General features: G+C 66.9%; 27 protein-coding genes. 12 read left to right on the top strand and 15 right to left on the bottom strand.

Features of this window, described 5'->3' with window-relative positions; all coding sequences use genetic code 11:
* Nucleotides 1-40: 40 nt before the first annotated feature.
* On the bottom strand, nt 41-1,228 hold the full coding sequence (locus SB786_RS16555; RefSeq protein ID WP_410728381.1) for a glycosyltransferase: 1,188 nt from the start codon (nt 1,226-1,228) through the stop codon (nt 41-43).
* Between the two features lie 433 nt (nt 1,229-1,661).
* Here SB786_RS16555 and ispH point away from each other — a divergent pair, with 433 nt between their 5' ends.
* A complete protein-coding gene (ispH, locus tag SB786_RS16550; protein ID WP_410728380.1) occupies nt 1,662-2,603 on the top strand; it encodes a 4-hydroxy-3-methylbut-2-enyl diphosphate reductase in 942 nt (313 codons plus the stop codon).
* 12 nt (nt 2,604-2,615) lie between these two features.
* Complete coding sequence (gene hpnH, locus SB786_RS16545; protein WP_410728379.1) at nt 2,616-3,776, top strand: adenosyl-hopene transferase HpnH; 1,161 nt, start codon at nt 2,616-2,618, stop codon at nt 3,774-3,776.
* A 157-nt stretch (nt 3,777-3,933) separates the two neighbouring features.
* Here hpnH and SB786_RS16540 read toward each other — a convergent pair whose 3' ends face one another.
* From SB786_RS16540 to SB786_RS16530, 3 genes are all read right to left on the bottom strand, one after another.
* Complete coding sequence (locus SB786_RS16540) at nt 3,934-4,194, bottom strand: hypothetical protein (RefSeq protein ID WP_410728378.1); 261 nt, start codon at nt 4,192-4,194, stop codon at nt 3,934-3,936.
* A gap of 182 nt (nt 4,195-4,376) precedes the next feature.
* Nucleotides 4,377-4,856, bottom strand: coding sequence for a hypothetical protein (locus tag SB786_RS16535; protein ID WP_410728377.1), 480 nt, complete (start codon nt 4,854-4,856; stop codon nt 4,377-4,379).
* 223 nt (nt 4,857-5,079) lie between these two features.
* A complete protein-coding gene (locus SB786_RS16530; protein WP_410728376.1) occupies nt 5,080-5,457 on the bottom strand; it encodes a hypothetical protein in 378 nt (125 codons plus the stop codon).
* 493 nt (nt 5,458-5,950) lie between these two features.
* Between SB786_RS16530 and SB786_RS16525 the strand changes: the two genes are divergently transcribed.
* Nucleotides 5,951-6,304 carry a DOPA 4,5-dioxygenase family protein gene (locus SB786_RS16525; RefSeq protein ID WP_410728375.1) on the top strand — a complete coding sequence of 118 codons (354 nt, stop codon included), beginning with the start codon at nt 5,951-5,953 and terminating at the stop codon, nt 6,302-6,304.
* A 101-nt stretch (nt 6,305-6,405) separates the two neighbouring features.
* The gene (locus SB786_RS16520; protein WP_410728374.1) at nt 6,406-6,837 is read left to right on the top strand and encodes a nuclear transport factor 2 family protein; all 432 of its coding nucleotides are present in this window, start codon (nt 6,406-6,408) and stop codon (nt 6,835-6,837) included.
* A 21-nt stretch (nt 6,838-6,858) separates the two neighbouring features.
* Here SB786_RS16520 and trhA read toward each other — a convergent pair whose 3' ends face one another.
* The 5 genes from trhA to SB786_RS16495 form a co-directional block, all read right to left on the bottom strand.
* Nucleotides 6,859-7,479, bottom strand: coding sequence for a PAQR family membrane homeostasis protein TrhA (trhA, locus tag SB786_RS16515; protein WP_006761278.1), 621 nt, complete (start codon nt 7,477-7,479; stop codon nt 6,859-6,861).
* Nucleotides 7,480-7,690: 211 nt separating this feature from the next.
* On the bottom strand, nt 7,691-7,897 hold the full coding sequence (locus tag SB786_RS16510; RefSeq protein WP_006761279.1) for a YbdD/YjiX family protein: 207 nt from the start codon (nt 7,895-7,897) through the stop codon (nt 7,691-7,693).
* 12 nt (nt 7,898-7,909) lie between these two features.
* On the bottom strand, nt 7,910-9,988 hold the full coding sequence (locus SB786_RS16505) for a carbon starvation CstA family protein (protein ID WP_410728373.1): 2,079 nt from the start codon (nt 9,986-9,988) through the stop codon (nt 7,910-7,912).
* A 297-nt stretch (nt 9,989-10,285) separates the two neighbouring features.
* Nucleotides 10,286-10,714 (bottom strand): PRC-barrel domain-containing protein, encoded by a 429-nt coding sequence (locus tag SB786_RS16500; RefSeq protein ID WP_006761281.1) that lies wholly within the window; start codon nt 10,712-10,714, stop codon nt 10,286-10,288.
* Nucleotides 10,715-11,110: 396 nt separating this feature from the next.
* Nucleotides 11,111-12,241 carry a 3-deoxy-7-phosphoheptulonate synthase gene (locus SB786_RS16495; RefSeq protein ID WP_410728372.1) on the bottom strand — a complete coding sequence of 377 codons (1,131 nt, stop codon included), beginning with the start codon at nt 12,239-12,241 and terminating at the stop codon, nt 11,111-11,113.
* 261 nt (nt 12,242-12,502) lie between these two features.
* Between SB786_RS16495 and SB786_RS16490 the strand changes: the two genes are divergently transcribed.
* The 3 genes from SB786_RS16490 to SB786_RS16480 are packed head-to-tail and all read left to right on the top strand — an operon-like array spanning nt 12,503 to nt 14,774.
* Nucleotides 12,503-13,057: a hypothetical protein gene (locus tag SB786_RS16490; RefSeq protein ID WP_410728371.1), complete on the top strand. Its 555-nt coding sequence runs from the start codon at nt 12,503-12,505 to the stop codon at nt 13,055-13,057.
* Between the two features lie 29 nt (nt 13,058-13,086).
* Nucleotides 13,087-13,509 (top strand): hypothetical protein, encoded by a 423-nt coding sequence (locus SB786_RS16485; protein WP_126226830.1) that lies wholly within the window; start codon nt 13,087-13,089, stop codon nt 13,507-13,509.
* Nucleotides 13,509-14,774, top strand: coding sequence for a hypothetical protein (locus SB786_RS16480; RefSeq protein WP_410728427.1), 1,266 nt, complete (start codon nt 13,509-13,511; stop codon nt 14,772-14,774). The genes SB786_RS16485 and SB786_RS16480 overlap by 1 nt, the downstream gene beginning before the upstream one ends.
* A gap of 86 nt (nt 14,775-14,860) precedes the next feature.
* Here the strand turns inward: SB786_RS16480 and SB786_RS16475 are convergent, their stop codons facing one another.
* The gene (locus SB786_RS16475) at nt 14,861-15,571 is read right to left on the bottom strand and encodes a YceH family protein (RefSeq protein WP_410728370.1); all 711 of its coding nucleotides are present in this window, start codon (nt 15,569-15,571) and stop codon (nt 14,861-14,863) included.
* 405 nt (nt 15,572-15,976) lie between these two features.
* Between SB786_RS16475 and SB786_RS16470 the strand changes: the two genes are divergently transcribed.
* On the top strand, nt 15,977-16,741 hold the full coding sequence (locus SB786_RS16470) for an SDR family oxidoreductase (RefSeq protein ID WP_410728369.1): 765 nt from the start codon (nt 15,977-15,979) through the stop codon (nt 16,739-16,741).
* A 17-nt stretch (nt 16,742-16,758) separates the two neighbouring features.
* Here SB786_RS16470 and SB786_RS16465 read toward each other — a convergent pair whose 3' ends face one another.
* From SB786_RS16465 to SB786_RS16455, 3 genes are read right to left on the bottom strand one after another with little or no spacing between them, the layout of a single operon-like run.
* Entirely contained in the window at nt 16,759-17,463 is a 705-nt protein-coding gene (locus SB786_RS16465; protein WP_410728368.1) for an MOSC domain-containing protein, read from the bottom strand.
* The gene (locus SB786_RS16460) at nt 17,460-18,356 is read right to left on the bottom strand and encodes a dihydrodipicolinate synthase family protein (RefSeq protein ID WP_410728367.1); all 897 of its coding nucleotides are present in this window, start codon (nt 18,354-18,356) and stop codon (nt 17,460-17,462) included. The genes SB786_RS16465 and SB786_RS16460 overlap by 4 nt, the downstream gene beginning before the upstream one ends.
* 50 nt (nt 18,357-18,406) lie before the next feature.
* Nucleotides 18,407-19,189 carry an aldolase gene (locus tag SB786_RS16455; RefSeq protein WP_410728366.1) on the bottom strand — a complete coding sequence of 261 codons (783 nt, stop codon included), beginning with the start codon at nt 19,187-19,189 and terminating at the stop codon, nt 18,407-18,409.
* Nucleotides 19,190-19,323: 134 nt separating this feature from the next.
* Here SB786_RS16455 and SB786_RS16450 point away from each other — a divergent pair, with 134 nt between their 5' ends.
* Both SB786_RS16450 and hutC read left to right on the top strand, forming a co-directional pair.
* Nucleotides 19,324-19,866 (top strand): helix-turn-helix domain-containing protein, encoded by a 543-nt coding sequence (locus SB786_RS16450; protein WP_006750216.1) that lies wholly within the window; start codon nt 19,324-19,326, stop codon nt 19,864-19,866.
* A gap of 31 nt (nt 19,867-19,897) precedes the next feature.
* Entirely contained in the window at nt 19,898-20,635 is a 738-nt protein-coding gene (gene hutC, locus SB786_RS16445) for a histidine utilization repressor (RefSeq protein WP_410728365.1), read from the top strand.
* A gap of 100 nt (nt 20,636-20,735) precedes the next feature.
* Here hutC and SB786_RS16440 read toward each other — a convergent pair whose 3' ends face one another.
* Together SB786_RS16440 and SB786_RS16435 are read right to left on the bottom strand one after the other, a co-directional pair.
* On the bottom strand, nt 20,736-21,584 hold the full coding sequence (locus SB786_RS16440; RefSeq protein WP_410728364.1) for a phytanoyl-CoA dioxygenase family protein: 849 nt from the start codon (nt 21,582-21,584) through the stop codon (nt 20,736-20,738).
* Between the two features lie 57 nt (nt 21,585-21,641).
* Nucleotides 21,642-22,445, bottom strand: coding sequence for an ABC transporter substrate-binding protein (locus SB786_RS16435; RefSeq protein ID WP_410728363.1), 804 nt, complete (start codon nt 22,443-22,445; stop codon nt 21,642-21,644).
* A gap of 468 nt (nt 22,446-22,913) precedes the next feature.
* Here SB786_RS16435 and SB786_RS16430 point away from each other — a divergent pair, with 468 nt between their 5' ends.
* A complete protein-coding gene (locus tag SB786_RS16430; protein WP_410728362.1) occupies nt 22,914-23,393 on the top strand; it encodes a helix-turn-helix domain-containing protein in 480 nt (159 codons plus the stop codon).
* A 193-nt stretch (nt 23,394-23,586) separates the two neighbouring features.
* Nucleotides 23,587-24,453 carry a LysR family transcriptional regulator gene (locus SB786_RS16425; protein WP_410728361.1) on the top strand — a complete coding sequence of 289 codons (867 nt, stop codon included), beginning with the start codon at nt 23,587-23,589 and terminating at the stop codon, nt 24,451-24,453.
* Nucleotides 24,454-24,506 lie beyond the last annotated feature (53 nt).

Below are 24,506 nucleotides of genomic sequence, written 5' to 3'. Positions count from 1 at the left end.
AGTCCCGGAGGTCAGCCGGCACGCGCCGGCGGCACTCGGTTCAACGCTCCACCGGCGCCTGCACCCGCGCCTTCCACTGGCCGCCCTTGCCGCGCCAGTAGCGCCACGCGGACGCGAACGTCGCACCGACGTAGAACAGCGCGACGAGCGGCAACGCGGGCGCCCACAGCGGCGAGCGCCGGTAGTAGCGCAGCATCGGCGCATACGCGGTGCACATCGACGCCCACGCAAGCCACGCCGGCCACGCGCGCGCGCCGTAGACCAGCGAGGCGACGGGCGGCACGAGGTAGATGATCGTCATCCCGAGCAGCGTGCCTGCGAGCAGCAGCGGCGAATAATGGAGCTGCGTGAACGCGGTGCGCGCGATCATGTTCCAGATGTCGCGCCAGCTGTCGTACGGACGCAGCGACACGCTGCGCTCGGCCAGATCGAGCCGGATCGGATGCCGGCCGCTACCGCGATGCTTGATCTGCGCGGCGAGGCTGCAGTCGTCGATCAGCGCGCCGCGGATCGATTCGATGCCGCCCGCCTCCTCGAGCGCGCTGCGCTTGACCAGCATGCAGCCGCCCGCGGCGCCGGCCGTCCGGTTGCGCGGATTGTTGATCCACGAGAACGGATAGAGCTTCGCGAAGAAGAACACGAACGCCGGGATCAGCGCCTTTTCCCAGAACGAATCGCAGCGCAGCCGCACCATCAGCGACACGAGATCGCGCTGCTCGCCCTGCGCGCGCGTGACGAGCTGGGCGACGGCGTCGGGCGGATGGCCGATGTCGGCATCCGTCAGCAGCAGGTAGTCGGCCGGCAACCCGAGCGTGCGCACCGCCGCGATGCCCTGCGACTGCGCCCATACCTTGCCCGACCAGCCGGCCGGCAGCGGCTTCGCGGCCAGCACCGTCAGGCGCTCGGCGCGGTTGATCGCGAGCGCGGCCGCACGGGCCGCGTCGGCGGTGCCGTCGTCGCTGTGGTCGTCGACGATGATCAGATGAAAATCGCCCGGATAGTCCTGCTCGAGCAACGACGTCGCCGCCTGCGCGATCACGTCGACCTCGTTGCGCGCCGGCACGACCGCGACGACGGCCGGCCAGCCCGCCTCTGCCGCCGCGCCGCGCGCCTGCGGCGGCAGCGCCCGCGCGGGCCGCGCGCGCCAGAAGCCGCCGCGCGCGACGAGCAGCACGATCCAGATCAGCAACGACAGGCCGGACACCAGGAAGGTAATCGCCAGCATCATCGGCAAGCCTCCTGCCGGACACCGGTGCGAGCCGCCCGACCGGCGGCAGCGCGCGATCGTTCGACCATAATCAGGGTCGGAGTAGAAACGCCCATGACCGCACAGGCAGCAGGGCAATACGCGTAAGAATCGACGGTCATCGAATGGCCTTGAAATGAGCGCGACGGCGGGCAGCCGGGACCGGCTGCCCGCGAAACCGCGCAGTTTACCGGGTTCCGCGCGCGCGAGCGCCGACGCGGTTCGGCTACGGATGCAACACGGTGTATACAGGACCAGAGCACGGACGGCCCGATAGGGTTAAAATGCGCGACTAATTCGGGGTTCCGGGGCCTGGCCTGGCCGGTTCGTTCCTGCCTTCATAACATCAAGCCGGGGCGAGCGAGCTGTGCCAGCTCCTCGAACCCCGGCGTCTGTCGTCGGAGTTCGCTCACTTATGCGAGTCATCCTTGCCCAGCCCCGCGGCTTCTGTGCGGGGGTTGTCCGTGCGATCGAAATCGTCGATCGCGCGCTGCAACAGCACGGCGCGCCGGTCTATGTGCGTCATGAGATCGTTCATAACCGGCATGTCGTCGAAAACCTGCGTAATAAAGGGGCACGATTCGTTGAGGAACTCGACGAGGTGCCGCACGGCGCCGTGGCGATCTTCAGCGCGCACGGTGTCGCCCAGACGGTCGAACGCGACGCCGAAACGCGCGGGCTCGACGTGCTGGACGCCACTTGCCCGCTCGTCACGAAAGTGCACGTGCAGGGCCGCCAGTACGTCGCGGCGGGCCGCCGGCTGATCCTGATCGGCCATGCGGGCCATCCGGAAGTCGAAGGCACGATCGGCCAGATTCCGGCCGAGGTGATCCTCGTGCAGAGCGAGGCCGAAGTCGATACGCTGACGCTGCCGGTCGATACGCCGGCCGCGTACGTCACGCAGACGACCCTGTCGGTCGACGACACGCGCGGCATCATCGAAGCGCTGCAGCGCCGGTTCACCGACATCGTCGGCCCGGACACGCGCGACATCTGCTACGCGACGCAGAACCGCCAGGCCGCCGTGCGCGAACTGAGCGGCCAGGTCGACGTGCTGCTGGTCGTCGGTGCGACGAACAGCTCGAACTCGAACCGCCTGCGCGAGATCGGCACCGAAAGCGGCGTGCCGAGCTATCTCGTCGCCGACGGCTCGGAAGTGAAGCCCGAATGGTTCGCGGGCGTGCAGACGGTCGGCCTGACCGCCGGCGCGTCGGCACCCGAGGAAATGGTTGAGGATGTAATCGGCGCGCTGCGCGCGCTGGGGCCCGTCGATGTCACGACGATGGCGGGCCGTGAAGAAAAAGTCGAATTCAAGTTGCCGGCGAAGCTTACGCAAGCTGTCGCCCGCGAAGTTTAAGGAGGACAACTCTTGTCTATTCCGCTGCTCCAGCAAGTCCGCGTCGGCGCATACATCATGCGCCAACACCTGTCCGGCAACAAACGCTATCCGCTCGCGCTGATGCTCGAGCCGCTGTTCCGCTGCAACCTCGCGTGCAACGGCTGCGGCAAGATCGACTATCCGGACCCGATCCTGAACCAGCGCCTGTCCGTCGACGAATGCCTGGAAGCCGTCGACGAGTGCGGCGCGCCCATCGTGTCGATCGCCGGCGGCGAGCCGCTGCTCCACAAGGAGATGCCGGAGATCGTCAAGGGCATCATGAAGCGCAAGAAATTCGTGTACCTGTGCACGAACGCGCTCCTGATGGAAAAGAAGATGGACGACTACGAGCCGAATCCGTACTTCGTCTGGTCGGTCCACCTCGACGGCGACAAGGAGATGCACGACCATTCCGTATCGCAGGAAGGCGTGTACGACAAGGCGGTCGCGGCCATCAAGGAAGCGAAGCGCCGCGGCTTCCGCGTGAACATCAACTGCACGCTGTTCAACGATGCGATCCCCGAGCGCGTCGCGAAGTTCTTCGACACGCTCGAGCCGATCGGCGTCGACGGCATCACCGTGTCGCCGGGCTACGCATACGAACGCGCGCCGGATCAGCAGCACTTCCTGAACCGCGACAAGACGAAGAACCTGTTCCGCGAGATCCTGAAGCGCGGCGAAGGCGGCAAGCGCTGGTCGTTCAGCCAGTCGTCGCTGTTCCTCGACTTCCTGGCCGGCAACCAGACGTACAAGTGCACGCCGTGGGGCAACCCCGCACGCACCGTGTTCGGCTGGCAGAAACCGTGCTATCTGGTCGGCGAAGGTTACGTGAAGACCTTCAAGGAACTGATGGAAGACACGAACTGGGACAACTACGGCGTCGGCAACTACGAGAAGTGCGCGGACTGCATGGTCCACTGCGGCTTCGAAGCCACGGCCGTGATGGACACGATCGCGCATCCGCTGAAGGCGCTGCGCGTGAGCAAGAAGGGCATCAAGACCGACGGCCCGTTCGCACCGGACATCTCGATCGCGAAGCAGCGTCCGGCCGAGTACGTGTTCTCGCGCCACGTCGAGATCAAGCTCGACGAAATCCAGCGCGCCGGCAAGGGCAAGCTGCAGAAGCCGGCGAAGCCGGCAACGGCGGCTTAAGCGCGTGTCGCGGCGCGAGGGCTGACGCCCCCGCGCAGGCAGGCAGCAAGGAAGCGCCACGGAGTTCGCTCCGTGGCGCTTTTGTTTTGTCGGGCCTCGTCAAGGGGGCCGCCGCGCATCCGCGCACGCATCGGAATGCGCACGCCGCTCGCCTGGCCTAGTGTCGCGACTCCGCAGCCGCGATCAGCTGCCATGCGGTCGGGCCGGGATCGAGCAGCGGGTCGGACGGCGGATCGAGATCGTGCCGATGGGTTTCCTCGGACGGCAGCGTCTGCCACTTCGCAATGCCGATCTCGTCGCCGCACACGGTGCATCGATAGATACCCGCGATCTTCACTTCGCTGCCCGGCGGCAGGTTCTCGCTGAATGCGCGGCCGATTCCGCACGTGAAATAGCCGCCGATCCTGTATAGCGCCATCGCTCCTCCTGGCCGAAACGAATGCGTTCGCGCCGACACGCACGATCGTCGCAAACGCGAGGATGGATCGTCATCGACCGAGCCCGTTCGGCTCCTGTCGTGACATTAGACGGCAAGAGTCAGCCCCCCGTGAATGGGACTCGTATGAAACTCGGCCCGGGTGTCCGTCGCGTGGCCGCCGCTCAATGCAGAACGGCCGGCTCCCGCATCTTCGCCGCCGCGTGCGCGACCAGTGCCGGCTGTTCGGCCGACGCAAACGTGCAGACGTGGTTCCATAGCTCGGCGAGCCGATGTCGCGTGAGCGTCGCGACGCACGCGTCGTTCGCGGCAAGCACGCGCTCGAGCACCGCGCATTCGTCGTCGTGCAGCGTCCATGCGCCGTTTTGCGCGGCGCGCGCCACGCTCGCGTCGAGCACGCGCTCCGCGTCGACGCAGAGGTCGATGCTCGCATCGGGGAATACCGCATCGTCGAGCGCGAGGAACACCAGATAGACGCTCGTGCGCAGTCGCATGAGCAACGCTTCGCTGCCGTGCTCGCCGCGCAGCGCGACGAGCGCCATGTGGCATTTCAGCGAGATGTCGCGCACATGGGCGGGCGGCAGCGGCAGCAGCCACTCGCGCGTCAACGGCGGGCGGCGACGGCCTTTCCGGACGGCCTTCATGATGCGTCCTCGCTTGCGGCAACGTCGTCCGCATCGAATGCCGGCCACCCGGTGCGGCACCCGACGGCACCGCGGCCTGCGTCGCGATTGCCGCTCGCGCGGCGCCGCGCGCTGTACACGTCGTCCCGCCGCCGCGTCGCGCCCGCCGCCGGCAGCCGGCGAATCAGCGACGCGCGCAATGCAGCGGGGAGTCGGTTCGCGCCTGCCATGCTCGCCTCCCGCATCAGAACGTGTTCTCGCCCTTCAGGTAGTACGCGGTCTTCACGAAGAACGCCTTCACCGGATGACCGCTCTGCGCGTCGCGCGCCGCACGCTGTTGCATTGCCGCCTTCTCTTCTTGCGAGCGGTCGGGCAACGGGTTGTGCACCCGCTGGAGCGCACGCTGCATCGCGAGCGGATAGTTCTGGTTGCCGGCTGTCGTCGCACGATAGCCGGCGCGCGTCATCTGCATCAGCTGCACGTCGGTCTCGGCGCGCGCCTCCTTCCAGTTCAACGGTGCGGCGTTCGACTGCCACTCGGTATCGACGGACTGCGCGAAGCTCGCGACGGGCAGCACGGCAAGCGCGCCGGACAGGACAGCAAGGGAAACAAAGGATCGCATCATGGCCTCCAGATGGTTGCTTCCGCATCGATCTTGATGATCGATGCGGTGTAGTCATCGTATGCCGCGGGGCCGTGCGCTTGAATAGCCGATTCCGCAATTGATATTTTCGGCACCGGCAGCCGGGGTGCGGTCCGCGCATTTCGCCACTGCCGCCTGACCGGAATTTCTTTATTTCATTCAACTACCTGATCGCGTTTTCGCAGACGATTCGAAGCGGCACGTGAATCGCCTTTGCAGTTTTCGAAATGACATATTGCCGTCGGGATTTCAGCCGAAGGCCAGCCCGGCAACGTTTTCGGCGCGAGGCGGCATGCGTTGATGCTCGCGAGAAAAATCAATCGAACGAACCGGTTTCGCTGACGCGCGGCCAATCCTCCGCACCGATTTACCGCTCCGCGACAAGACGTGTCCGACGAGTAAGCGCGATAATTGCGCATCGGCCGTATGTCACGGCTCTCTCGCCTTCCCTATTCTTCACTCGAGTTCCGCCATGTCCGCCATCGACACCACCGGCATCGACAGTTGGCACGCACACGTCTACTTCGACGCCGCGAGTCGCGACGCGGCCTGGGCGTTTCGCCTCGTCGTCGAAGAACGGTTCGGCGCGATCATCGAGCTCGGCCGCTTTCACGAACGCCTCGTCGGCCCGCATCCGGCGTGGTCGTACCAGATCGCGTTCGACGCCGCGCGGTTCGACACCATCGTGCCGTGGCTCGTGCTGAATCACGGCGCGCTCGACCTCTTCCTGCATCCGAACACGAACGACGAACTGCGCGACCACCGCGACAGCGCTGTGTGGATCGGCAAGTCGCATGAACTGAATCTCGGCGCGCTCGCGGGCTGACGGGTGGCTTGCGCGACATCCACGTTTCGGTTCGCGCTGAAACGTCCGGCGGCGTTGCATCGATACAGTGGTTCCGTTATCCACGCTTGCCGGAACCCGTCATGACCCACGCCGACACCGATGCGCAACGCATCCATCGCGACTGGCACGCCGCCGTCGTCGCACGCGACCTCGACGCGTTGATGTCGCTGTACGCGCACGACGCGATCCTCGAAACGCCGCTGATCGTCGCCACGCTGCCCGATCAGGGCGCGGGCGTGCTGCACGGCAAGGCCGCGATCGGCGAGTTCTTCGCGGCGGGCCTGCGCAATCCGGGCAACCAGCTCGGACGCTGGCACCGCACGGGCACATTCTTCTCGAACGGGCGGCAACTCATATGGGAATATCCGCGCGAAACGCCGGAAGGCGATCAGGTCGATCTCGTCGAGGTGATGGATCTGCGCGACGGGCTGATCGCGCATCACCGCGTCTACTGGGGATGGGTCGGGTTCATGGCGCTGCGCGGCGCGGCACAAGCGGCCGGACGCGGATGACGCGCACCGTGCCGTCCACGCTCACGCAACGTACATCGCGACACTGACGAACTGGCACAGGCTGCCGGCCAGCACGAAAAGGTGCCAGATGCCATGCCCGTGGCGGATGCGCTCGTCGTTGATGAAGAAGTAGATGCCCGCGCTGTAGATGACGCCGCCGGCCACGAGCCATGCGGTACCCACCGGCGGCAACGCATGGATCAGCGGGCGGATCGCGACGAGCGCGAGCCAGCCCATCAGCACGTACAGCACCATCGACACGATGCGCGTGCGCCGTCCGAGCGTGAGCTCCTGCGCGATCCCGAATGCGGCGAGCCCCCAGCTCACGCCGAACAGCGACCAGCCCCACGGGCCGCGCAGCGTGACGAGCGCGAATGGCGTGTAGCTGCCCGCGATCAGCAGATAAATGGCCGAATGGTCGCACTTCTGCAGGATCGCCTTGAGCCGCGGGTTGCGCACGCTGTGGTACAGCGTCGAGATCGCGTAGAGCAGGATCAGCATCGCGCCGTACACGCTGAAGCTCACGATCTTGTAGGGATCGCGATCGAGCGCGCCCATCGTCACCAGCGCGACCAGCCCTGCCACCGACAGCACCGCGCCGACGAGATGGGAAATGCTGTTGAAACGCTCACCGACATGCACGACGGATTCTCCTGCCCGGATTCATCGAAAAAAACAAAAACCCTATGATACCGGCGCGCCGAGCGAGCCAGGCTGAAGCCGGTCAAACGCCGCGGCGACGGCCGGGCCGTGCGCGCCGCCCGGCCCCAAAGAAAAAAGCGCCGCGAATGCCTTCGCGGCGCTTCCTGGTCCGTCACCGGACCGCCCTACCGGGCGGCTTCACCGGCCTGGTTCAGCAACACTTCCCCGCCCCCGACCCGTACCGCGCATTCTGACGCTCGCGGAAGAATTCCTCGTACGTCATCGGCTCGCGGTCCGGATGGGTTTCGCGCATGTGCGCGACATAGGTGTCGTAGTCGGGTAGGCCGACCATCAGCCGCAACGCCTGCCCGAGGTAACGCCCCGCGCTGCGCAGGTCGCCGCCGAGATCGCTGAACATCGCGGCCTCCCGTTATCGTCCGCTGCCGAGCGCCTGCGCGGCCGGCATCGGCTCGTACGGCGTCTCGCGCACCGTCGGCTTCGACTCGCGGCGCGCGCGCAGCACGGCAAGCAGGCCGTACACCGCGATCGCCACGACGACGAAGATGAACAACCCGGCCAGCGCCGCATCGATGTAGTCGTTGAAGATGATCCGTTTCATCTGCGCGATCGACTTCGCCGGCGCAAGCACCTTGCCTTCGTCCACCGCGGCCTGCAGCTTCGCGGCGTGCGCGAGGAAGCTGACCTTCGGATTCGAATCGAAAATCTTCTGCCAGCCGGCCGTCAGCGTGCAGATCAGCAGCCACGCGGTCGGCACGAGCGTCACCCATGCATAGCGCTCGCGCTTCATCTTGAACAGCACGACGGTGCCGAGCACCAGCGCGATCGCGGCGAGCATCTGGTTCGAGATGCCGAACAGCGGCCACAGCGTGTTGATGCCGCCGAGCGGATCGACCACGCCCTGGTACAGGAAGTAGCCCCACGCGGCCACGCACAGCGCGGTGGCGACGAGGTTCGCGGGCAGCGACTCGGTGCGCTTGAGCGCCGGATGGAACGTGCCGAGCAGGTCCTGCAGCATGAAGCGGCCCGCGCGCGTGCCGGCGTCGACGGCCGTCAGGATGAACAGCGCCTCGAACAGGATCGCGAAGTGATACCAGAACGCCATCATCGCTTCGCCGCCGATCACCTGGTGCAGGATGTGCGCCATGCCGACGGCCAGCGTCGGTGCGCCGCCCGCGCGCGCGATGATCGTCGTCTCGCCCACGGCCTTCGCGGTCTGCGTGAGCATGTCGGGCGTCAGCACGAAGCCCCATTGCGTGACCGTGTTCGCGACGGCTTCCGGCGTCGAGCCGAGCACGGCCGCCGGCGCGTTCATCGCGAAGTAGATGCCCGGCTCGATCACGCACGCGGCGACGAGCGCCATGATCGCGACGAACGATTCCATCAGCATCGCGCCGTAACCGATGAAGCGCGCGTTGGATTCGTTGTCGATCAGCTTCGGCGTCGTGCCCGACGAGATGAGCGCGTGGAAACCCGACACCGCGCCGCACGCGATCGTGATGAACAGGAACGGGAACAGGTTGCCCGACCACACCGGGCCCGTGCCGTCGACGAACTTCGTCAGCGCGGGCATCTTCAGTTCCGGTGCGACGACCAGGATGCCGATCGCGAGGCCGAGGATCGTGCCGATCTTCAGGAACGTCGACAGGTAGTCGCGCGGCGCGAGCAGCAGCCACACCGGCAGCACCGATGCGACGAAGCCGTAGCCAATCAGGATCCACGTGAGCTGCGTGCCGCTGAACGTGAACCACGCGGCGATCGCCGGCGAGGCGGCCACGTTCTGACCGAACGCGATCGCCGCCATCAGCCCGACGAAGCCGATGATCGACACTTCGCCGATGCGGCCCGGACGGATGTAGCGCGTGTAGATGCCCATGAACAGCGCGATCGGAATCGTCGCGGCGACGGTGAACGTGCCCCACGGCGAATTCGTCAGCGCCTTCACGACGATCAGCGCGAGCACCGCGAGGATGATCACCATGATCAGGAACGCGCCGAACAGCGCGATCACGCCGGGCACCGTGCCGAGCTCCATCTTGACGAGGTCGCCGAGCGAGCGGCCGTCGCGGCGCGTCGAGATGAACAGCACGATGAAGTCCTGCACCGCGCCGGCGAACACGACGCCGGCCAGGATCCACAGCATGCCGGGCGTGTAGCCCATCTGCGCGGCGAGCACGGGGCCGACGAGCGGCCCGGCGCCGGCGATCGCGGCGAAGTGATGGCCGAACAGCACGTACTTGTTGGTCGGTACGTAGTCGAGGCCGTCGTTGTATTTGACCGCCGGCGTCATCCGCAGCCCGTCGAGCTGCATGACCTTGCTGGCGATGAAACGGCTGTAGAAGCGATATGCGATCAGATACACGCAGACGGCGGCGATCACGATCCATAGCGCGCTGACGCGTTCGCCGTGCGCAAGTGCGATCGTCCCGAATGCGAACGCGCCGAGCAGCGCGACCGCGATCCAGAGCAGGGTACTGGAAGCCCGATTCATGGCGTCTCCTGGTCTCCAATGTGTTTTTGAGTGGATGCGGCGAGGGGCCGAACCCGCGTGACGTCGATGCGTCGCGCCGCGTCTCGTGAAAGCCGCGGCGTTGGGCCGTAGTATTCCGCGCGATGGGGGCGGCTTACAAGCGCACAACTACGTATGCGGGGCTACGTAGAATTACGTAGACAGGGAGGATGAGCGTGCGCGGCGGTGATGGATCGCCGCACGGCGCGACGTGACGTGACGTGACACTCGGCCGGCCCGGCACATCGCGCGCCGGGCCGGGCCGCATGCATCAATGCATCAATGCTTGTCGTCGACCTTCTTCGGCTTCGGCGCCGCCGGCACCTTCGCGTACTGGAACGCCGGCGTGGCCTTCAGTGCATCCTTCGTCGCGCCCGGCAGGTAGATGTTGCCGTTGCGCACGTCGAGCGACGCGATCGGCACCGCGACGTCATGCGCGGCCACGCCGAGGAAGCCGCCGGCCGACACGATCGCCGCCGACACCGAGCCGTCCGGCGCGACGATCAGGTCGCGCACCGTGCCGACTTTCTGGTTCGCGTCGTTGTACACGACCTTGCCGAGCACGCTCTTCTTCACGCTCCAGCCTTCGAGCAGCGCCTGCGATTGCTCGACGGTCACGCTGAGCGGCTGCGCGCCGGCAATCTGCGCGTGCGCGCTCACGCTCGATGCGAGGACGGTTGCTGCGATGAGGGTCTTGTAGAACTTCATGTAGTTTGCACTCCGGTGCGGTTGTTGTTGATTCCGGGAGCGAAGCGACGCGGGCGCAACGGCCGATCGGTGGGCACCCCGCGCTTCGTCGGTCGCGTGGCGGCCGGCCGCGCCGCCACTGCGTGTGTGCATGACGGACCAGCATGGCCGGACCGCAGTGCAACACGGCTTGCATGGTAGCGACATTCGCCGAATTGTGCGTCCAGCGTGCAACGCGGCAGGCGGATAGCCGGACCAGGATCAAAGACCATGCGGATAGAGTTCGCGCGCCGCGCGGAAACAGCGACGCCGCGGCATGTCGATCAGGAGAACATGGCAGACTGTCAACCGGCGTCACCGGTGCATCGAACTACGCGGCGGGCGCCACCCCTCCGCGCTGGCCCGCAGCCACGCCCGTCACGCGTTGCGCGAATACACCCGGCGATGCCGCACCGCCTCGGCCAGCACGTCGAGCACCGGCTCGGTCTGCGACCAGCTCAGGCACGCATCGGTGATCGACACGCCGTACTGCAACGGCACGCCCGGCTTCAGATCCTGACGCCCGGCCTCGAGATGGCTCTCCACCATCACGCCGACGATCCGGTGCTCGCCCTGCGACAGCTGTCGCGCGAGATCCTGCGCGACGTCGATCTGCCGCTCATGCGACTTGTTCGAGTTCGCATGCGAGCAATCGACCATCACCTGCTCGCGCAAGCCGCTCTTGCGCAGCACTGCACAGCTCGCCTCGACGTGTTCGGCGTCGTAGTTCGGCCCGTTCTTGCCGCCGCGCAGGATCACGTGCGCATCGTCGTTGCCGCGCGTCTCGAAGATCGCGGCCATCCCCATCTTCGTCATCCCCATGAACGCGTGGCTCGCGCGGGCGGCGACGATCGCGTCCGACGCCACCTGCACGCCGCCGTCGGTGCCGTTCTTGAAGCCGATCGGGCAGCTCAGCCCCGACGCGAGCTGGCGATGGCTCTGGCTCTCGGTCGTGCGCGCACCGATCGCGCCCCACGCGATCAGGTCGGCAATGTATTGCGGGCTCAGCAGGTCGAGGAATTCGGTCGACGCCGGCAGGCCCAGCGCGTTGATGTCGAGCAGCAGTTGCCGCGCGGCGCGCAGCCCTTCGTTGATGCGGAAACTGCCGTCCAGGCGCGGATCGTTGATGTATCCCTTCCAGCCGACCGTCGTGCGCGGCTTCTCGAAGTACACGCGCATCGTGATCAGCAGGTCGTCCTTCAGCGCATCGGCGGCGGCCTTCAGGCGGCGTGCGTAGTCGAGCGCCTGATCGTGGTCGTGAATCGAGCACGGGCCGACGACGAGCAGCAGCCGGTCGTCGCGGCCGTGCAGGATGTCGCCGATCGCGCGGCGCGTGTCCTCGACGAGCGTCTGCGTGGCGGCGGGCACCGGCAGCTCGTCCTGCAGCAGCGCGGGGGAAATCAGCGGACGCACGGCGCCGATGCGGACGTCGTCGATGCGCGTGGTGTCCTGCGTCGCGTCGGCGCTGCCTACCTCGCGATCGTGGGAAGGATTGTCGAGGTTCTGCATGGGAATTCTCCGGGGGACGTCTGGAATGATTGCAGGCTCGATTATGGCACTCGCGCCGGCCGGCACGCCGCTCGCGCGGAACTGCCGCGCCATCGCGCACATTGCGACGCGAGCCGGCCGTTCGGCCGAGTGGTTGCATGTCGCCGAAGTACCGTACGATCGTGGCTGTCCCCTGCCGATTGGGGCCCTCGTTTGACGCCGGCGGCACGACGCACCGTCCGTCCGTGATTGATCGTTTGCAATTTGACCCGACCCGCCAAGATGACCGTATCCGAACTGCTCAGCGCCATCCGCCAGCCCTACGCCGACCTGCTCGCGCAAGCGGCGGCGCAACCGGTGACCGTCGTCGAACCGGCCTACCGGAAAGCCGACGGCACGCTGGCCACCGAAGGCCCGCTCGCGCTGCCGTGCCGCGCCGATCTCGTTCACACCGGAGGCGAATCGACCGGTCAGCCGGCGATGGTCGACTCGACCGCGCAACTGGATTTCGAACCGTTCGCGTTCGAACTCGACACGGCGGCCGTGTCGATCCGGCCGTTCGTGTGGGACTGGGTGAGGGTCGAGGTCGACGGGCCCGACGAAGCCGCGGCCACCGACGCGTTCAAGGCATGGTTCTTCGCGTGGTTCGACACCGACGACGCACGCGTGCCGACCGAGGACGGCCTGCACGGCGTCGTTCACTATCTGTCGGAGCCGGTACGCACGGAGCACGGATGGCATGTCAACGCGGACCTCGGTTCGGCGCCGGGTGCGGCCATCGAGGACCTGCTGTTCCGGCTCGTCGCCGCGGGCGCCACGCGAATCGTGCTCGGTTGATGCCGCACTTTACCCTTCGTCGGATCATGATGAAAAAAACCCTTATCGCCCTACTGCTCTTCGCGTCACTGCCTGCGTTCGCCAAGGTTTCCACCGACGTGTACTGCTTCAAATCGGACGGCGACAAACCCGTACGCTTCGAGATGCGCACCTACTACGACGACGCCGTCGATTGGTCGGGCGGCATGGTCCGCTATGCGAAAGCGAAAACGGCCCTGCCGCTGGTGGTCGAGCACGTCGATGAGGAAGTGCTCGTCGAAGGCCGCCCGCACCAGTTCACGACGACCTGGGTCGAAATGGTGGACGGCAGGATCAATGGGCGGTACGAGATGATGTCGCAGGGTGCGATGATCTATTCGATGACCTATACCAGCGCGCGCACCGGCAAGCGAACCGCGTTCAGCAGGGCACTCGACGTCGACGCCTCCGAACAAACCGGGTGCCGCTGGTGATGCGCCCGCTAATCCGGTTTGTGCTGGTGCTGATCGCGCTGCGCGCGGGGGCAGCCGACGCCGCGCCGCGCGTGGTCTATCGCGGCATGCTGCAAGGCGCCGGCGAGGTCGTCATGGAGCTCGATCGCCGAGCGGCGGCGGACGGCACAGTCTCGGGCCGCTATTTCTATACGCAGTACGGTGTCGACATTCCACTGCACGGCAAGCCCGCGCAGCTCGTCGAGCCGCTCGAGCGCACCGCGTTGCCGGACGAGGTGCGCGACATGACGCGAAACAACGGCAACGCCGACTTCGAGCATCCGGCGGCGACCTGGCGCGGCACGCAGGACAAGGACGGCTATCGCGGCCGGTGGACCGACGCGCGTACCGGCAAAACGCGGAACTTCACGCTGCGACGCATCGCCGAATACGATCCCGATGCGGTTGCGCCCGGCTCCGTCGAAGCGATCACCGATCGCATCGCCGGCGGCGTCGGCAGCGGCATCGCAAGCGGCGCGGCCATCGACATGCGGCAGGCGCCGTATGCGACGCTGAAGCTCGCCGGGCACGCACAGCCGGCCGGCCGCGAAATCGGCGACGGCACCGTCGCATACCGGATGTGGCGCGATCCGCGCACGAAACTCATGTATCCGCGTCTGAGCCGCCATCCCGATTCGGGGGTCATGGCACGGGTCAACCGCTTGCTCGAGCAGCAGCACTGGCAGATGAATCTCGCCGCGCTCGAATGCGCGTCGACGCGCTATACCGACGACGGGCCGGCCGCCGGCTCGCTCGGCGGCTTCGACGACGAACAGGTAACGGTCACGTGGCTGTCACCTGCGGCGCTCGGCATCGTGGAATCGGGCAGTACGTACTGCGGCGGCGCCCATCCGAACAATCACTACGATCCGGTCACCTTCGACCTGCTGCGCGGTGCGTACCTCGACTGGAATCGCGTGATCGATGCGGCTGCGGCGGGCACGGACGGCGATCAGGCAACGAGCCCCGCGCTGGGGCGTTTCATTACGCGGTTGCGCGACAGGGCCGAATCCGGCGCTCACCCCACGGATGACGACGGCGATTCAATGGCGTGCGCCGACGTGTTGCCGCAATATCTGGCGTTCGAGTTCGATGCGCCGGGCAAGCTGTCGTTCAGCGTCTCCGGCATCGGGCACGCGATGGGCGCCTGCCTCGGGCCGCAACTCGACGTGCCGTTCGCGGCGCTCGCGCCGATCCTGAGACCGGGCGGTTCACGCTATCTCGTCCCGGGCGTCAAGCTGAGGTAACGCAGCGATGCGGATGGTATCCGCATCACGCACCCCGCCGTGCAACGACGAGGCCAGCCGATGGGCAGGCACAGCCGCCATTTACGTCAGGACGCGTCGCCCGGCGCGTCGACATCGATCCCGAGTTCGGTCGCCATCCGCTGAACGAGCGCGTTCAGCCGCGCCACTTCATCCGCAAGCCGCTTCTGCTCGGCCTTCAGCGCCTCGAACTCGGACGGCGGAACGGAATCCGTGCCGCCACCGGTATCCGGACCGGCGAAGTCGGCGACGTTCACCTCGCCGCACATCAGGTGCATCCAGCGGTTCTCGCGCGCACCGGGCGCACGCGGCAGCCGGATCACGAGCGGCTGCGCGCGCGCCGCGAGTTCGTCGAGGAAGGCCTCGACCGACGAGATGTCCGCGAAGCCGTGCAGGCGGGTGCTGTTCAGGCGCAATTCGGCGGCCGTCTGCGGGCCGCGCAGCAGCAGGATCGTCAGCAGCGCGATCGCCTGGCTCGGGATGCCGAGCACGCGATTCATGTTGTGCTCGAAACGCGGCACGCGGCTGCTGCTGCCCTCCATCACGAGGCTCAGGTGCTTGAGACTGTCGAGCGCGGTCGTGACTTCGTCCTCGCTGACGTTCATCACCGGCGAGCGTGCGGTTTTCTGGTTGCAGCCCGCGGTCAGCGCATTCAGCGACAGCGGATAGGTGTCCGGCACCGTGTGCTGCTTCTCGACGAGCACCCCGAGAATGCGGGCCTCGAGAGGCGTGAGTTCGCGCAAGGCGCGTGGCGTGGGCATATCCGGCGTGGTGTTCATGGATGGCGTCGCAGCGTGCAGCAGGTGAAGGGAAACGTCGCGGCCCGTCCGGCGTCGCGAACGGGCGAGCCATATGATAGCTCGCGACGTGGGGCCCGGCGCCACTTGCCGCCGCGCCGCGCGCACTTGCCGCGGACGGCTTTCGTCCAACGTATCGGACGGGCGGCGGCGGCGCGCGACGATGCGTGCATTCGGCGCCGCGCATTCACGCTGCGTGGCCACGCGTTTGCGCGTCATGCAGGCCGGCGCTACGATACGCGTTCAGCCGGACAGGCGGCGCCGCACTCGGCCGCCTTCGAACGCCACGCCGGCACCGCGCATCGCCCGTCCCGCCCGCCGGGCTGCCGCGCATGCGCGCCACTCGCCACTCGTCAACACGGTTCAACCGTCCACTCGTTCACCACCATGACCGCATTCTCTTCAGCGCCGAACGTGCGCGCCATCGTTACCGGACACACGCGCGGCCTCGGCGCGTCGCTCGCGGAACAGCTGCTGCAGGAAGGCATCGCCGTGCTCGGCGTGTCGCGCAGCCGTCATCCGTCGCTCGCCGCGCAGGCCGGCGACCGATTCGCCGAAATCGAACTCGACCTGTCGGATACGTCGGCCGTCGCGACGTGGCTGGCCGGCGACACGCTGCGCAGCTTCGTCGACGGCGCGTCGATCGTGCTGCTCTTCAACAACGCGGGCATCGTCGATCCGATCGGGCCGCTCGACGCGCAGGACCCGGCGCTCGTCGCACGCGCGGTCGGCCTGAACGTCGCCGCGCCGCTGATGCTGTCGGCCGCGCTCGTGCAGGCGGCGTCGGCGCCGACCGAATGCCGGATCCTGCACGTGTCGAGCGGCGCGGCGCGCAACGCATATGCGGGCTGGAGCGTCTATTGCGCGACCAAGGCCGCGCTCGATCATCACGCACGCGCCGTCGCGCTCGACGGGAACCGCGCGCTGCGGATTGCCAGCGTCGCGCCGGGCGTCGTCGATACGGGCATGCAGGCGACGATCCGCTCGACCAGCGAAGAGAACTTCCCCCTGCGCGAGAAATTCGACCAGTTGAAGGCGAGCGGCGCGCTGTCGACGCCCGAGGCCGCCGCGCGGCACCTGATCGGCCATGCGCTGAGCGATGCGTTCGGCGCCGAGCCGACGGCCGACGTGCGGAACCTGCCGGCCGCGTAAGCTGCGCACGCGGCGCGTCAGCCTTCGAGCCGTTTCGTCCAGTCTTCCACCTGCCGCTCCGTCCGGCGTTTTTCGAGCATCTTGCGCCAGCCGGACGGCAATACCGGAACGCCGCACAGCGCATCGAGCGCGGCCATGTCGAGCGTGCGCCGGTACAGCACCTCGAGCACCGTCGACAGCGGCCATTGCGGATACCGGCGCTCGTGCAGCGCCAGCACCTCGCCCGGCGCCACCCAGCCTTCGTCCAGCACACGGTAGTACCAGCCGCTCCGACCGCTTTGCTGCACGAGCGCCGCCATGCGCGGATCGTCGAAACGCGCATTGAGCTTCCAGCACGGCTGCCGCGACTGCGACACTTGCAGCACGGCGCCGCCCAGCGTGAACACGTCGCCGAGACACACGTCGTGCTCGGTCACGCCGTGCGTCGACAGGTTCTCGCCAAAGGCGCCCGGCCGTCCGAGCACGTCACGCGCCCCGATCTGCGCGGACCACCACGCATAGTGGTCGTACGCATAGTGATGGACCGCCTTGTCGGGGCCGCCGTGATGCCGCGCATCGGCCTGCCCGTCGCCCGCGAAGCCGAGCGGGCCGAGCCACAGACGCGCGTCGACCGGCTGCTTGTCGATCGCACTCACGTGCGGCGTGCCGGCCAGCGGCCGGCTCGTGCCGACCCGCACCGCGGCGATCGGGACCGCGATCGCCGGCCGCGCGTCGCCGCTCATGCCGGCACACCGTCCGGCAGTGCCGCCAGCAGGCGTTCGAGCTCGCGCGTGCGCACGTCGCCGAGCGGCAGCAACGGCCGCCTCGGCTCGCCCGCGTCGAAGCCGCGCAGCCGCAACCCGGCCTTCACGGTCACCGGCAGGCCGCCGTCGGCGATGAACCGCAGCAGCGGCAACTGCGCGTGAAAAACCGCCCTGGCGCGCGCCAGATCACCCGCGCGCATCGCGTCGACCAGCGCAATCGGCAACGCGGCATTCAGGTTCGGCGCGGCCGTGCACCATCCGGCCGCGCCCGCGGCGAGCGCGGCAAGCGCCATCGGATTGCTGCCGTTGTAGAACGGGATCGTCCCGTCGCTCAACTGCGCGAGCCGGTGCATCCGCCCGATGTCGCCGGTGCTCTCCTTGACCATCGTCACGTTGTCGACGGTCCGGCAGATCGTCGCGATCAGGTCGGGCGACATGTCGACGCCGCTCGTCGCGGGGTTGTTGTACAGCATGATCGGGATGCCGATGGCGTCGCCGATCGCGCGGTAATGCGCGACGATCTCGTCGTTGCCGAGCGTCCAGTACGACACGGGCAGCACCATCACGGCATCGGCGCCTGCCCGTTCGGCGAAGCGCGCGCGGCGCACCGCGCCGGCCGTCGTGAGATCGGAGATGCCGACGACGGTCGGCACGCGCCGGCGCACCGCACGAATCGACGCGGTGGCGACCGCCTCCCATTCGGCGTCGGACAGGTACGCGCTCTCGCCGGTACTGCCCAGCGGCGCGATCGCGTGGACGCCATCGGCGATCAGGCGCTCGATCAGCGCATCGAGCGCCGGCAGGTCGATGCCGCCGTCGGCGGAGAACGGCGTAACCGGATAGGCGATGATGCCTTTCAGCAGGATGGACACGATGTGGATTCCTCAATGATGGATGGACGAGACGGAACCGATGCACCCGCTCATGCAATACAGTCCCGATGCGTGCGCAATGCGCGACGCGCGTAGTAGTCGAACGTCACGGCATCGCGCTTCGGCTTCGAAATCCAGTCGTGCGCTTCCCGCGCCAGCGCCGGCGGCACCGGCTTGATCTCGCCCGCCGACATCGCCAGCAGTTGCAGCTTCGCGGCGCGCTCGATCAGCAGCGCGAGAATGCAGGCTTCCTCGATCGTCCTGCCGACCACGAGCTGGCCGTGATGCGACAGCAGGATTGCACGCTTGCTGCCAAGCGCCTTCGAAATGATCTCGCCTTCCTCGTTGCCGACCGGCACGCCGGGCCAGTCCTTCAGGAACGCGCAATCGTCGTACAGCGGGCAGGTGTCCATGTGCGACACGACGAGCGGCTGCTCGAGCATCGACAGCGCCGCGACATGCGCGGGGTGCGTATGGATGATGCAGTTCACGTCCCGGCGCTCGCGATAGATCCACGTATGGAACCGGTTGGCCGGGTTCGGAATGCCTTCGCCGTCGACGACGTCGAGATCCTCGTTGACGCGCAGCAGGTTCGCGGCCGAGATCTCGTCGAAGCCGAGCCCCAGCCGCTGCGTGTAGTACGTGCCGGCGTCGCCCGCGCGGCAGGTGATCTGCCCGGCCAGGCCCGAATCGTGACCGGCGTCGAACAGGATCCGGCACGTGAGCGCGAGCTTTTGCCGCGCGGACCAGCCGCTGTCGCCCACCTCGTTCTCGAGACGCCGCTCCGCCAGCGCGACCAGCACCTCCTTCGTCAAATTCAGCGTTTCCGCCATGTTCACCTCCTGAATGGATCGGATCTGCCGCGCCGCTCGCGGCCGTGTCCGTGGACACACAAGACACACGATACATCATAGGACACATTGTGTCATGCGTTACAATCGATTTTTCGAAGAACACCTGGCGCCCCATGACGATTCGCCTGAAGCTGCTCAGAAAACAGAAGGGCTGGACGCTCGATGTGCTGGCCGACGAGACCGGCCTGACCAAGAGCTACCTGTCGAAAGTCGAGCGCGGCCTGAGCGTGCCGTCGATCGCGGTCGCGCTGAAGCTGTCGAAGGCGCTGAACATCGACGTCGAGCAGCTGTTCTCGGAAAGCCACAACCGCGAGCTGATCACGGTGACGCGCGCCGGCGAGCGCACGGCGATGGGTGCGGCGGCCGACAGCCACGCGCACCGCTTCGAAAGCATCGCGGCCGGCGTCGCGCCGAAGAAGATGCTGCCGTTCGTCGTGCATCCGCCGCACGAATTCGTCGCGTCGACGTTCCGCGAGCACGAAGGCGAGGAATTCCTGTTCGTGCACAAGGGGCGCGTCGAAATCGAATTCCCGAACGAGACGGTGCAACTCAAAACCGGCGATTCAGTCTATTTCAACGCACTCATCCCGCACCGCACGCGCAGCCTCGGCGCCGCGCAGGCGGAGATCCTGGTCATCGTCAGTCACGACGACTAGCCTCGTCACTTCTTCGCGCAAGGATCTTCCGATGGTCACAAAGGCCACCGCACCGTTCCAGCAGATCAAGACGCTCGTTCGCCAGAATGTCGACGCGGGCGACTGGCGCCAGGGCGACCGCATTCCATCCGAACTCGATCTCGCCGCGCAATTCGGCGTCGCGCGCATGACGGTCAACCGCGCGCTGCGCGAACTGACCGAGGAAGGCGTGCTGAAGCGCATCGCGGGCGTCGGCACCTTCGTCGCCGAAGTGAAGCCGCAGTCGAACCTGCTGATGATCGCGCACATCCGCGACGAGATCCGCGCGCGCGGACACGAATATCGCTGCCGCGTGCTCAGCCAGTCGCGCGAGCCCGCGTCGTTCGACGTCGCGGCCGCGTTCGGGCTGGCGGTCAACACGCCGGTCTTTCACGTGGTGTGCGTGCACGAGGAAAACGGCCGCCCGATCCAGCTCGAGGATCGCTACGTGAATCCGGCCGCCGCGCCCGAATTCATCGATCAGGACTTCCAGGCCGAGCCGCCATCCGAATACCTGTTCAACAACGTGTCGCACTACGAACTGGAGATCGAGCACGTCGTCGACGCGTCGCTGCCGACGAGCGAACAGGCGCGGCTGCTCGACATGCGTGCCGACGAGCCGTGTCTCACCCTCACCCGCCGCACCTGGACGAACGGGCTCCCCGTCACGTTCGTGCACTTCCTGCATCCGGGCAACCGCTACCGGCTCGGCTCGCGCTTCAAGCCGGGCGCCGGACGTCACCAGACCTGAACCGGCTTCGGCACCTGAAAACGGCCACGCGCGGCGACCGCTTCATCGCGAAACGGCCGCCGCGCGTGTGACGGCGCTCCATGTCGTCGATATTCGCCGCTCAGATCGCCCCGACCTGCCCCGCGTCGCGCGTCCACACGACCGGAAACAGCGAATGCTCGAGCGGCGCGCCGTCCGGCAGTTCGTCGGCCAGCCCCGGGAAATCGGGCGACGTTTTCCAGCGGCGCGGCGCGTGACGGATGTCGTCGCCGACGAAGCGGATCGAGAACGCACGCCGGCGGTTCTGCGTACCGCCCGACGCGTGCAGCGTCAGCATCCGGAAGCACACCATGTCGCCGGGCTCGAGCGCCCAGTGACGAATCGGGAATGCCGAGCGGTCGGCCTCGATGTCGGGCAGGTCGGCGAGGCTGCCTTCGGGAAACCACTTCGCCTCCTTGTCCATGAACGTGCGCGGCATCAGCCACGGCCCCTGGTGCGAACCCGCGACGAATTCCAGCGTCGATTCGAGCGGCACCGGGTCGACCGGAATCCACATGCTGACGTTGTCGTCGCCTTCGATGTTGTAGTACGGCTGATCCTGGTGCCACGGCGTGCGCTGCCGCGTGCCGGGCTCCTTCACGAGCAGATGGTCGTGATGCAGGCGCACCGTCTCCGTGCCCATCAGCGCGGCGGCCACCGACGGCGCGGGCGACCGCACGATGAAGTCGCGGTACGCATCGTTGTGCCGCCAGTTGCAGAAGTCCTCGAAGAACCAGCCCGGATCGTCGGGCCGGCTCGCGACCTTCGCACGCTCGCTCGGCTGCGCGAGGTTCGCGTCGATGCCGGCGCGCAGCGCGGCCACTTCGTCGGGCGAGAAAATGCCCTTGATGCATACCGCGCCTTCGTCGCGGAACGCGGTGATCAGTTCGGGCGTCACTGCCTTCGCGACACGGTCCTGGATACTCGTCATGGTTTGCCTGTCGATTGAATGAAGCACGGGATCATGTGGAGCACGGGGCGCATGCGGTCACGGCGCGGCCGTCAACTGCTGCTTCGCGCCGTAGATGTCGAAGTCGAAGTATTTCGCGGCGATCTTCTGGTACGTGCCGTTCGCGCGGATCGCGGCGATCGCGTCGTTCAGCCGCTTCTTCATGTCGGCGTCGCCCTTGCGCACGCCCATCGCGACGCCGTAGCCGGTGATGCGCACGTCGGTCACGTCGGGGCCCGCGAACGCGTAGCCCTTGCCGCGCGGCGTCTTCAGGAACGAATAGCCGGCCTGCGTCTTGTCCTGGAAGGTCGCGTCGAGACGGCCATTCACCAGATCCTGATACACCTGGTCCTGGTTCTGGTACGACACGATCGTCACGCCCCGGGTCGCCCATTCGGCCTTCGCGTACGCCTCCTGCGTGGTGCCCTGATCGATGCCGACGCGCTTGCCGGCGAGCGACGCCGCGGTCGGGAGCAGCTTCGAGCCGGCCGGCGCGACGAGCGCGCCCGGCGATGCGTACAGCTTGTTCGAGAAGTCGATCTGCTTGAGCCGCTCGTCGGTGGCCGTCATCGCGGACATGATCACGTCGAACTTGCGCGCGCGCAGCGCCGGAATCATCCCGTCGAAGCCCTGCTCGACCCACACGCACTTCGCATGCAGCTGCTCGCAGATCGCATCGCGCAGGTCGATGTCGAAGCCGGCGAGCGAGCCGTCGGGCTGCTTCGCCTCGAACGGCGGATAGGTGGGATCGATGCCCCAGCGGATCGTTGCCGTGTCCTGCGCGAACGAGACGAGCGGCGCGAACGCCAGCGCGGAAACGACGAGCTTTGCAGTGCGGTTCATGGTGTGTCCTTGTGGTCTCGACGTGGCGGGCGAGCGCCGGGCGTCCGTGGGGGAGCGTCGTGCCGGCAGGCCCGGCGCGGTACGCGTAAGACTGGGACTTCGATGAAACTGCGATGCAGTCTAGACCGCTCAATTTTCGAGCGCAAGCGGGGCGGGTGGGTTGGAGGAAGCTGGAGGTCGAGATCGGGACAAAGGGCCGGATTGATGATCAAAAAATCGCCGAAGGCGGCGGATTCTCCCTGTATTTCTATCGTTTACCCCGCGTGATGCTTGCTTGCCACAGAGCGAGTTTTCGCGGATATCCGCCGGGGGCGAATGTCTATACAGCGCGGCCCATCGAGACATTTTTCCACCCGAGCCGCCCTGCACCCTATACCGCACAACCAACCACAAGTGGCGACGATCCTCACCGAGATGTAAGATATACTTTACATTCACGCACGGTGAACCTGCGTCCGGAGGGTCAACATGCAACTCTATGAAATCGGTCAGGCCGTTGCAAAACGGAGGGCCGAGCTCGACCTCACGCAGGCCCAGCTTGCAAAACTCGCCGGATTGTCTCGCCTCACGGTGAACCAGCTTGAAACCGGCAAGATCAAGGATCTTGGCGTCAACAAGCTGATCCCGCTGCTCGGCGTGCTCGGCATCGAACTCCACGCACAACCGCGACCGGCCCAAAGCGGTCTCTACAAGGCGGTTGTGAGCTCAAACGTCAGCTATAGAGGTGAATTGACCGAGCGACTGCTGGCCGACGCGTTGACCACGGGACAGATTCCCGCCGGATACGAATCGCAGATCTCCGTGATCCTCGACGAGGTGCCGTTGCCGGTGGTGGTGAAGGCCGCCGAAGAAGCTGCCGCACGCTCCGGCACGCCGCTTCGCGCCATCTGGAAGAACCTTGCCGCATGGTCGAAGGATCTTCATCTGTACCGGGACGTATGGGCATGATTGCACCAGCCGCTTTGCCCGACGGCCCGTGGCTTTCCGACACCGGCACCGCACGCAAATCGCCCCCACGCTGACCTTGCCTCCAGCAGCCCCCCGTGTCCGGCGAAACCGCGATTGCCCGCAGTCTCCGGCCATGCTAAAAGTCCTCGCACGCATTTGGAAATGAAATGCTCGAATCCAGAAAAGTGCAGAAATGAATCGACCTTTGTTCGACCTCGACCTGTTGCGCGCACTCGTGATGGTCGCCGATTGCGGCAGCTTCACGACCGCGTCCGCGCGCCTGCATTCGACGCAGTCGACGGTCAGCCAGAAGGTGCGGCGGCTCGAGGAGATCGCCGGGCATCGCCTGCTCGATCGCGGCACGCGCGACGTGCGGCCGACCGACGCCGGCGTGACGGTGCTCAGCTACGCGCGGCGCATGATCGCGCTGAACGACGAGATGCTGGAAGCGCTGTCGGGCGCGACCGTCGCGCTCACGATCCGGCTCGGCGTGCCCGACGATTTCGCGGCGGGCCGCACGACCCATGCGCTCGCCGCGTTCAAGCGCGATCATCCGCAGGTAAAACTCGAAGTGACGTGCGGGCTGAGCCGCGACATCTGCGCGGCCTACGATCGCGGCGAGCTCGATCTCGTGCTGATCAAGCAGCGGCGCGACAGCCGCGAGGCGGTGGTGCGCTGGCCAGAGAAGCTGCGCTGGATCGACAGCGCGCAGCATCCAACGATCGAGCTCGACCCGGTACCGCTCGTCGTGTTTCCGCCGCGCGGGCTCTATCGCGACGACATGATCAAGGCGATCGAGGAGCGCGGCCGCCGCTGGCGGATCAGCTTCACGACGTCGAGCCTGAGCGGCATCCAGGCGGCCGTCGCGGACGGCCTCGGCATCAGCGTGCTGCCCGCGCGCGCGGTGACCGACGAGCACGTGGTGCTGACCGACGAGCGCGGCGGCTTCGCACCGATCGAGAACATGGACATCGCGATCCTGCATCGGCCGACGGCCGATCCGATGGTCAGCGAACTGACGAAGGCGCTTGCGGCGATGCTGGAACACGAGCCGGAATAAGCGCGGCCGTCACGATGCGGATCGGTGGCGACGGAGCACCGGCGTAACTGGGC

Source organism: Burkholderia sp. SIMBA_062, assembly GCF_046534765.1.
Lineage (GTDB): Bacteria > Pseudomonadota > Gammaproteobacteria > Burkholderiales > Burkholderiaceae > Burkholderia > Burkholderia ambifaria.
Note: the sequence above shows the minus strand (reverse complement) of the source record. Positions and strands in the feature narration are given on the sequence as shown.

What these genes read in the sequence shown, in the direction of transcription:
- SB786_RS16440 (WP_410728364.1), bottom strand. Translation starts at nt 21,584, where the DNA reads ATGACGAGTATCCAGGACCGTGTCGCGAAGGCAGTGACGCCCGAACTG.
- SB786_RS16535 (WP_410728377.1), bottom strand. Translation starts at nt 4,856, where the DNA reads ATGAAGGCCGTCCGGAAAGGCCGTCGCCGCCCGCCGTTGACGCGCGAG.
- SB786_RS16430 (WP_410728362.1), top strand. Translation starts at nt 22,914, where the DNA reads ATGCAACTCTATGAAATCGGTCAGGCCGTTGCAAAACGGAGGGCCGAG.
- SB786_RS16455 (WP_410728366.1), bottom strand. Translation starts at nt 19,189, where the DNA reads ATGGCGGAAACGCTGAATTTGACGAAGGAGGTGCTGGTCGCGCTGGCG.
- SB786_RS16505 (WP_410728373.1), bottom strand. Translation starts at nt 9,988, where the DNA reads ATGAATCGGGCTTCCAGTACCCTGCTCTGGATCGCGGTCGCGCTGCTC.
- SB786_RS16495 (WP_410728372.1), bottom strand. Translation starts at nt 12,241, where the DNA reads ATGCAGAACCTCGACAATCCTTCCCACGATCGCGAGGTAGGCAGCGCC.
- SB786_RS16485 (WP_126226830.1), top strand. Translation starts at nt 13,087, where the DNA reads ATGAAAAAAACCCTTATCGCCCTACTGCTCTTCGCGTCACTGCCTGCG.
- SB786_RS16490 (WP_410728371.1), top strand. Translation starts at nt 12,503, where the DNA reads ATGACCGTATCCGAACTGCTCAGCGCCATCCGCCAGCCCTACGCCGAC.
- SB786_RS16540 (WP_410728378.1), bottom strand. Translation starts at nt 4,194, where the DNA reads ATGGCGCTATACAGGATCGGCGGCTATTTCACGTGCGGAATCGGCCGC.
- SB786_RS16525 (WP_410728375.1), top strand. Translation starts at nt 5,951, where the DNA reads ATGTCCGCCATCGACACCACCGGCATCGACAGTTGGCACGCACACGTC.
- SB786_RS16520 (WP_410728374.1), top strand. Translation starts at nt 6,406, where the DNA reads ATGACCCACGCCGACACCGATGCGCAACGCATCCATCGCGACTGGCAC.
- SB786_RS16480 (WP_410728427.1), top strand. Translation starts at nt 13,509, where the DNA reads ATGCGCCCGCTAATCCGGTTTGTGCTGGTGCTGATCGCGCTGCGCGCG.
- SB786_RS16465 (WP_410728368.1), bottom strand. Translation starts at nt 17,463, where the DNA reads ATGAGCGGCGACGCGCGGCCGGCGATCGCGGTCCCGATCGCCGCGGTG.
- SB786_RS16425 (WP_410728361.1), top strand. Translation starts at nt 23,587, where the DNA reads ATGAATCGACCTTTGTTCGACCTCGACCTGTTGCGCGCACTCGTGATG.
- SB786_RS16530 (WP_410728376.1), bottom strand. Translation starts at nt 5,457, where the DNA reads ATGCGATCCTTTGTTTCCCTTGCTGTCCTGTCCGGCGCGCTTGCCGTG.
- SB786_RS16450 (WP_006750216.1), top strand. Translation starts at nt 19,324, where the DNA reads ATGACGATTCGCCTGAAGCTGCTCAGAAAACAGAAGGGCTGGACGCTC.
- SB786_RS16475 (WP_410728370.1), bottom strand. Translation starts at nt 15,571, where the DNA reads ATGAACACCACGCCGGATATGCCCACGCCACGCGCCTTGCGCGAACTC.
- hutC (WP_410728365.1), top strand. Translation starts at nt 19,898, where the DNA reads ATGGTCACAAAGGCCACCGCACCGTTCCAGCAGATCAAGACGCTCGTT.
- SB786_RS16435 (WP_410728363.1), bottom strand. Translation starts at nt 22,445, where the DNA reads ATGAACCGCACTGCAAAGCTCGTCGTTTCCGCGCTGGCGTTCGCGCCG.
- SB786_RS16470 (WP_410728369.1), top strand. Translation starts at nt 15,977, where the DNA reads ATGACCGCATTCTCTTCAGCGCCGAACGTGCGCGCCATCGTTACCGGA.
- ispH (WP_410728380.1), top strand. Translation starts at nt 1,662, where the DNA reads ATGCGAGTCATCCTTGCCCAGCCCCGCGGCTTCTGTGCGGGGGTTGTC.
- SB786_RS16510 (WP_006761279.1), bottom strand. Translation starts at nt 7,897, where the DNA reads ATGTTCAGCGATCTCGGCGGCGACCTGCGCAGCGCGGGGCGTTACCTC.
- SB786_RS16555 (WP_410728381.1), bottom strand. Translation starts at nt 1,228, where the DNA reads ATGATGCTGGCGATTACCTTCCTGGTGTCCGGCCTGTCGTTGCTGATC.
- SB786_RS16500 (WP_006761281.1), bottom strand. Translation starts at nt 10,714, where the DNA reads ATGAAGTTCTACAAGACCCTCATCGCAGCAACCGTCCTCGCATCGAGC.